This window comes from Stenotrophomonas sp. 05L44_2, assembly GCF_056665995.1.
This window is the reverse complement of sequence record NZ_JBFTNR010000183.1, coordinates 1-5,990: the sequence shown is the minus strand read 5'-3', so window position 1 is coordinate 5,990 and position 5,990 is coordinate 1. Positions and strand designations below refer to the sequence as shown.

At 68.1% G+C, this 5,990-nt stretch carries 8 protein-coding genes; 7 read left to right on the top strand and 1 reads right to left on the bottom strand.

Annotation, left to right across the window (positions count from 1 at the left end; all coding sequences use genetic code 11):
- Both AC1VAN_RS08430 and AC1VAN_RS08425 read left to right on the top strand, forming a co-directional pair.
- Nucleotides 1–938 (top strand): helix-hairpin-helix domain-containing protein (locus tag AC1VAN_RS08430; protein ID WP_480985619.1); only part of this gene is annotated, 938 nt, incomplete at its 5' end.
- Nucleotides 939–1,020: 82 nt separating this feature from the next.
- The gene (locus AC1VAN_RS08425) at nt 1,021–1,527 is read left to right on the top strand and encodes a hypothetical protein (protein ID WP_025879224.1); all 507 of its coding nucleotides are present in this window, start codon (nt 1,021–1,023) and stop codon (nt 1,525–1,527) included.
- Between the two features lie 10 nt (nt 1,528–1,537).
- Here the strand turns inward: AC1VAN_RS08425 and ptsJ are convergent, their stop codons facing one another.
- Nucleotides 1,538–2,821: a MocR-like B6 salvage transcription factor PtsJ gene (gene ptsJ / locus AC1VAN_RS08420; RefSeq protein WP_442252212.1), complete on the bottom strand. Its 1,284-nt coding sequence runs from the start codon at nt 2,819–2,821 to the stop codon at nt 1,538–1,540.
- Between the two features lie 75 nt (nt 2,822–2,896).
- Between ptsJ and AC1VAN_RS08415 the strand changes: the two genes are divergently transcribed.
- The 5 genes from AC1VAN_RS08415 to AC1VAN_RS08395 all read left to right on the top strand — a co-directional run bounded on the left by AC1VAN_RS08415 (nt 2,897) and on the right by AC1VAN_RS08395 (nt 5,721).
- Nucleotides 2,897–3,670 (top strand): YggS family pyridoxal phosphate-dependent enzyme, encoded by a 774-nt coding sequence (locus AC1VAN_RS08415; RefSeq protein WP_032975247.1) that lies wholly within the window; start codon nt 2,897–2,899, stop codon nt 3,668–3,670.
- Nucleotides 3,667–4,380, top strand: a complete 714-nt coding sequence (locus AC1VAN_RS08410; protein WP_032975246.1) for a glutamine amidotransferase — start codon at nt 3,667–3,669, stop codon at nt 4,378–4,380. Before AC1VAN_RS08415 ends, AC1VAN_RS08410 begins: the two co-directional genes overlap by 4 nt.
- Nucleotides 4,365–4,589, top strand: coding sequence for a hypothetical protein (locus tag AC1VAN_RS08405; protein WP_032975245.1), 225 nt, complete (start codon nt 4,365–4,367; stop codon nt 4,587–4,589). The genes AC1VAN_RS08410 and AC1VAN_RS08405 overlap by 16 nt, the downstream gene beginning before the upstream one ends.
- Before the next feature lie 68 nt (nt 4,590–4,657).
- Nucleotides 4,658–5,185: a hypothetical protein gene (locus AC1VAN_RS08400; RefSeq protein WP_032975244.1), complete on the top strand. Its 528-nt coding sequence runs from the start codon at nt 4,658–4,660 to the stop codon at nt 5,183–5,185.
- Nucleotides 5,182–5,721, top strand: coding sequence for a hypothetical protein (locus tag AC1VAN_RS08395; RefSeq protein ID WP_051584910.1), 540 nt, complete (start codon nt 5,182–5,184; stop codon nt 5,719–5,721). Before AC1VAN_RS08400 ends, AC1VAN_RS08395 begins: the two co-directional genes overlap by 4 nt.
- Nucleotides 5,722–5,990: the final 269 nt, after the last annotated feature.

Below are 5,990 nucleotides of genomic sequence, written 5' to 3'. Positions count from 1 at the left end.
GTTTTCCCGAAAGCCACGCGGCCAGCTTCGCCCTGCTCACCTATGCCAGCTGCTGGCTGAAGTGCCACCACCCGGCTGCATTCACCGCCAGCCTGATCAACAGCCAGCCACTGGGCTTCTACAGCCCCGACCAGCTGCTGCAGGATGCACGCCGGCATGGCATCACGGTACTGCCGGTGGACGTGCGCCACAGCGACTGGGATTGCACACTGGACTTCAGCAAGGGCGCGGCGGCAATCCGGCTCGGCCTGCGCCTGGTCGATGGCTGCAGCGAACCGGCCGCGCAGATCATCATGCGTGAACGCGCACGGCGCCCCTTCGACGATGTCGGCGATCTCTGCCAGCGCACCGCACTGGATCGCCGCCAGCAGGGCCTGCTCGCCGATGCTGGCGCCCTGCGCGGTCTCAGCGGCCATCGCCACCGCGCACGCTGGGATATCTCCGGCGTGGAGAACCGCCTGCCGTTGTTCGACCAGGCCCGCGCCACCGCCGAAGCGCGCGTGGCCCTGCCCCTGCCCAGCGCCTGGGAAGACATGCAGGCCGATTACCGCAGCACCGGCACCACCCTCGGCCGCCATCCGATGTCGTTCCTGCGTGCGCAGCTGCGAACCCGTGGCTGCCTGGATGCCGCGCAGCTGGCCAACCATGGTCATGGCCGGCGCGTACGCATCGCCGGCCTGGTACGCATGCGCCAGCGCCCGCAGACCGCCAGCGGCGTCACCTTCCTTACCCTGGAAGATGAAACCGGCATGGTCAACGCCGTGGTCTGGCGACATCTGGCCGACCGCCAGCACCACGTCCTGGTAGATACGCAGCTGATGCAGATCGACGGCCGGCTGGAACGCGTGGATGGCGTGCAGCATGTGATCGTGCAGCGCATGCACTGCCTGGACGAACTGCTGCAGGGACTGCGCAGCCACAGCCGCGACTTCCATTGACGATACACACCGTCACACACCGAACTGGCCACGGCCGACCGGATTCCGCTATCGTCGGCCACGTCCAAGGAAGGAATACACAATGGCTCGTGCCCTGACCCTGACCACCCTGGTGGTCGCCATGCTCGCGTTGCTCGTTTCCGGCTGGACCGCCTGGAACCTGCATCGCAGCCAGTCACCGCACCGCGTGATCGAAGCGCGCGGCCTGATCATCCACGATGCCAGCGGCCAGCCGCGGGTGATCCTCGGCGCCCCGGTTCCCGACCCCCTCAGCCGGGGCCGCCCGCAGGGGCCGCGTGCCACCGCCCTGTCCGGCCTGATCCTGCTCGGCCCCGATGGCTCCGAGCGCGGCGGCTACGGCACCAGCGACCGGGGTGGCGAAGCCCTGCTGACCCTTGACGATGCCACCGGCACCACCGAGGTCTTCAAGGTGGTCGCCAATCCGGACCGCGGTGCCAGCCTGATGGTCAAGCACCAGAACAACACCGGCGCCATGCTGAGTTCCTGGCAGGGCAAGCCGGAGCTGGTGTTCCTCGACGACAGCGGCCAGTCCTACTACGTGCGCCCCGGCGCCAGCGCTGCGCCCTGAGCGCGCACGCTCAGCGCATCACCGCCGCCAGGTCATCGGCCAACCGACGTTGCTGCGGCGGGCCGAGTGCCGCACAGGTGATGCGCAACCCATGCGCCGGTGCAGACACCGCAAAGACTTCACCCCCACGCACATGCCAGCCACGCGCCGCCAGCGCCAGCACCTGCGGCGTGCTGTCGGCCGGCAGGGGCAGCCACAGATTCAAGCCTTCCATCGGCATCGGTGTCGGCAGCCCGCGCGCCTGCAGCAGGGCCTGCAGACCCTGCAGCCGCTGCTGGTAGCGCTCACCGGCGGCAGCCACCTTCGCCCGTTGCTGCGCCGACTCCAACACCGAACTGGCTGCATCCTGCAACAGATGGCTGACCCAGCCGGTGCCCGCCGCCAGCCGCAGACGCAGGCGCGCCGCGGTCTGCTCATCGCAGGCCAGCCAGGCCACGCGCAGGTCCGGGCCCAACGCCTTGGACAACGAACGCAGCAACGCCCACCGCCGACCGTCCATCGGCAACACCGAGTGATAGGCCTGTTGCGAGAGCAGCGCGTAGTGATCGTCGATCAGCACCGCGACCTGCGGATAGCCGGCCAGCAACTGGCGCAGCGCACGTGCACGCTTCGCGTCCAGGCTGGCACCAGTAGGATTGTGTGCGCGCGGGGTCAGCAGCACCGCGCGTGCACCTGCATCCAACGCCTGCCGCAATGATTCCACCTGCATGCCGTGCGCATCCACCGCCACCGGCAGCGGCGCGTGTCCGGCCGCACCGAGGACATTGAGGCTGCCCAGGAAACAGGGATCCTCCACTGCGATGCGGTCCCCCGGCAGCAGCCACGCCGACAACAGACGCTCGATGCCATCGACCGCGCCATGGGTCAGTTCCAGCGCATAGTCCGGCGGGCAATCGGCATCCAGCGAAGCCCGTGCCAGGCGTTGCATGCGTGGATCGACCGTCTCCACTCCATACAGGCGCGAGGCCGCCGCGGCCACCCGCAGGCTAGGCAGGCAGCGCGGATCCGGGTTGCCGCCGGCCAGGTCATGCAGGGCCAGCCCCGGCGCACTGCCCTCGCGCGCCATCGTCGCCGGCAGGCCGCGCACCACCGTGCCGCGACGCCCTGCCGTACTGGCCAGGCCCGCCGCGTCCAGCCGCTTGTAGGCAGCGGCTACGGTATTGCGGTTGACCCCCAGTCGATCGGCCAGATCCCGCACCGGCGGCAGCACGCTGCCGGCCGCCAGATGGCCGCTACCGATGCCCTCGCGGATGCTGTCGAAGATCGCTTCGGCGCTGTTCCCGGTGATTTTCATTTTGTCCTATGCCAAACTATCTCTTGTCCTGTGCCAGTGTATCCCACCCTGGCCACCCCGCACCGGAGGTGCCCCATGTCCCTCGCCCCCGCCGACTGGCCCGTCGCCCAGTCCGTCGAACAGATCGCCGCCAACCTGGCCACCGTGCGCCAGCGCATCGCCAGCGCCTGTGCCCGCGCCGGTCGTGATCCGGCCAGCGTGCGCCTGCTGCCGGTCAGCAAGACCGTCGATGAAGCACGCATCCGCATGGCCGTAGCCGCCGGTTGCCACCAGCTGGGGGAAAACAAGGTGCAGGAGGCGCAGCGCAAGGCCGAGGCCATGGCCGACCTTGGCGTGCATTGGTCAGTCATCGGCCACCTGCAGACCAACAAGGCCCGCTACGTCGCACGCTTCGCCAGCGAGTTCCAGGCGCTGGACAGCCTGCGCGTGGCCGAGGCGCTGCAGCAGCGGCTGCTGCTGGAGGACCGCACGCTGGATGTGTTCGTACAGGTCAACACCTCGGCAGAGCCCAGCAAATACGGCCTGGAGCCGGCGGCGGTGGCCGACTTCGTGCAGCAGCTGCCCGCCTTCGACCGCCTGCGCGTGCGTGGCCTGATGACCCTCGCCATCTTCACCCCCGAGGTGGAACGCGTACGCGCCTGCTTCGTGCGCCTGCGCGAGCTGCGCGACCAGCTTCAGCAGACGGCGCCGGCAGGCCTGGACCTGTCGCAGCTGTCGATGGGCATGTCCGGTGATTTTGAAGTCGCCATCGAGGAAGGTGCCACCGTCGTCCGCGTTGGCCAGGCGATCTTCGGTGCACGCTCCACGCCCGACAGCTTCTACTGGCCCACCCCGGGAGCACCGGCATGAAGCGCGCCGTTGCCCTGCAGCACGTGGCCTTTGAAGATCTTGGCACCCTGCATCCGCTGCTGCTCGCGCAGGGATGGCAGGTACATACACTGCAAGCCGGCGTGGATGCACTCGATGCAGCCGAAGATGCCGATCTGCTGGTGGTGCTGGGTGGCCCGATCAGCGTCAACAATGGAGCGGCCTACCCGTTCCTCGCCGACAGCATCGCGTTGCTGCAGCGTCGCCTGCAGCAACAGCGGCCGACGCTGGGCATCTGCCTGGGCGCCCAGTTGATGGCGCGCGCACTGCATGCTGTCGTTGCCCCCACCGGCGGCAAGGAAATTGGTTTTGCACCGCTGCTGCTCACCGATGAAGGCCAGCGCTCGCCTTTGCAGGCATTACAGGGCATCCCGGTGCTGCACTGGCATGGTGAAGCCTTCGAACTGCCGGAGGGCGCACGCCGCCTCGCCAGTACGCCCGCCTGTCGCCACCAAGCCTTCGCCATCGGCCACCATGCACTCGCGTTGCAATGCCATCCCGAACTGGATGCGCGCCAGTTCGAGCGCTGGCTGATCGGCCATGCGCTGGAACTGGCCGCGGCCGGTATCGATCCCGTCGACCTGCGCACGCAGGCCCGCCGCTACGGCGGGCCTCTCGCCGCCGCGGCGACCGCAATGTTCCATCAGTGGCTGCACGACCTGCCGGAGACCCGCCAATGCACTACCGCCTGACCATCCAGCACAACGGCATCCATTGGGGCCATGTCGACTGCGACGGTCCCAACGCGCTGCAACGCATTGATGCCATCGCCGCACGCCTGCCCGCTGCCGAAGGCTTCACCCTGCAACGGCAGAAGGGCATCGGTGAGGAGCGCATCCTCTCCAGCACCGCCGATGGCCTGCGCGTGCTGGCCGCGCAGATCCAGTACCGCGATCTCTGACCATCGCGCCAGGAGCCGGCCAGCGGCCGGCACTACCCGGCTACCCACTCCCATGCGAAGCTTCACGCATGTTGAAACTGTCACGCGGCACCATCGACGGCCTGCGCATTGCCCCACGCTGGCCCGCGTCACAGGTCATCGTCGAGGCCGAGGTTCTGCAGCGCCTGCTCGACGCGCAGGCCCTGCTGCCGTCCACGCTTCGTCTGCTGGTCACCCGCGGCTTCGAATGCAGCCAGGGACAGCTGGGCGGCTTCCGGCGCGTGGTCCGGCGGCTGGGCATCGCCGTGTTCCGCTGCTGCTATCGGCATCGCCATGATGAGATCGACGCCATCTTCGGCGCCAATGGCCACGATCTGGACGGGCGTCATGTGGATGTCTCGCTGGTCCTGCACGGCCAGCGCCTGCGCCTGCTTCCGCTGGGCGTGTTCACTCCACTGCGCTGGCAGCAGCAGCGCGTCAGCCGCCATGCCGACGCCGTTGCAGCGGCCAAGGATGCACTGCAGCGATGCGACTTCGATCTGCACCCCAACGCCACGGAGAGCCTGCAGATCCACTGCGACTATCGCGGCATCACGCTGGCGGAACCGTCGCGTTGATCGACGTTCCCCGCGTGTTGCAGGCAACCTGCACCGACCTTCAGCAACGGCTGGGCCGGATCGACAACCTGTCGGGCAATGGCGAACGAAGCCTCATCATCGAAGGCGAACTGCTGCGGTTCCCTTATCGTATCTACGCCGACGCCACGGACCTGTTCCGGCTCGCATCCCAACTGCAGGGTGATACGCGCGCCCTTTGCCTCTGCCTGCTCTCGCGTCACTGCGACGGACATGTACGGCAACGTGCGATCGAGAAGCTGGGGCCCTCGCCGATGCCCTGGGTGCATGCCTTCCAGCTGGCCTTGCTGGGGGAGTACGTGGACGAGGTCGCGTCGGCCGTGGCGATCACGGCGCAACAGACCGGCCTGCAGCGCTATGCCGCGCTCATTGGCGAGAACCGCGCATTCTTCGACCTCTGCCGACAGCGCGCTGCCAGTTACTGGAATGCCTACTACCGCGCCCGCTACCCCAGCCTGCGCATGTTCCCCGCGCACCGCCTGCTGCTGCAGATGGAACGCGCCGCGCGCTCGCCATAGCCCGCTCTACGCGTGCCAGCGCACGCCCGCGTGGCACTACCGCAGGACGGGCGCACACAAACACAGATGCAAATGATTCTTCTTTACTGTAACGTGACGCCGCTGCCCTTGCCGCCGCGGGCTGTTCCCTTCCCCAGCCGTCGCCCGCCCCGTGCCCATGCCTGTCGAATCGACGGATGTCGCGCAGCTGTGCGCAGCCCGCTACCGGCCGCTGCACGCCCACGTCCGTCGCAAACTCATCCAACACAGCTTTGCCTCAGGTGCTGATG

Bases quoted from the DNA above. Each gene is read 5' to 3' on its own strand.
- AC1VAN_RS08400 (WP_032975244.1), top strand. From the start codon at position 4,658: ATGTTGAAACTGTCACGCGGCACCATCGACGGCCTGCGCATTGCCCCA.
- ptsJ (WP_442252212.1), bottom strand. From the start codon at position 2,821: ATGAAAATCACCGGGAACAGCGCCGAAGCGATCTTCGACAGCATCCGC.
- AC1VAN_RS08405 (WP_032975245.1), top strand. From the start codon at position 4,365: ATGCACTACCGCCTGACCATCCAGCACAACGGCATCCATTGGGGCCAT.
- AC1VAN_RS08425 (WP_025879224.1), top strand. From the start codon at position 1,021: ATGGCTCGTGCCCTGACCCTGACCACCCTGGTGGTCGCCATGCTCGCG.
- AC1VAN_RS08415 (WP_032975247.1), top strand. From the start codon at position 2,897: ATGTCCCTCGCCCCCGCCGACTGGCCCGTCGCCCAGTCCGTCGAACAG.
- AC1VAN_RS08410 (WP_032975246.1), top strand. From the start codon at position 3,667: ATGAAGCGCGCCGTTGCCCTGCAGCACGTGGCCTTTGAAGATCTTGGC.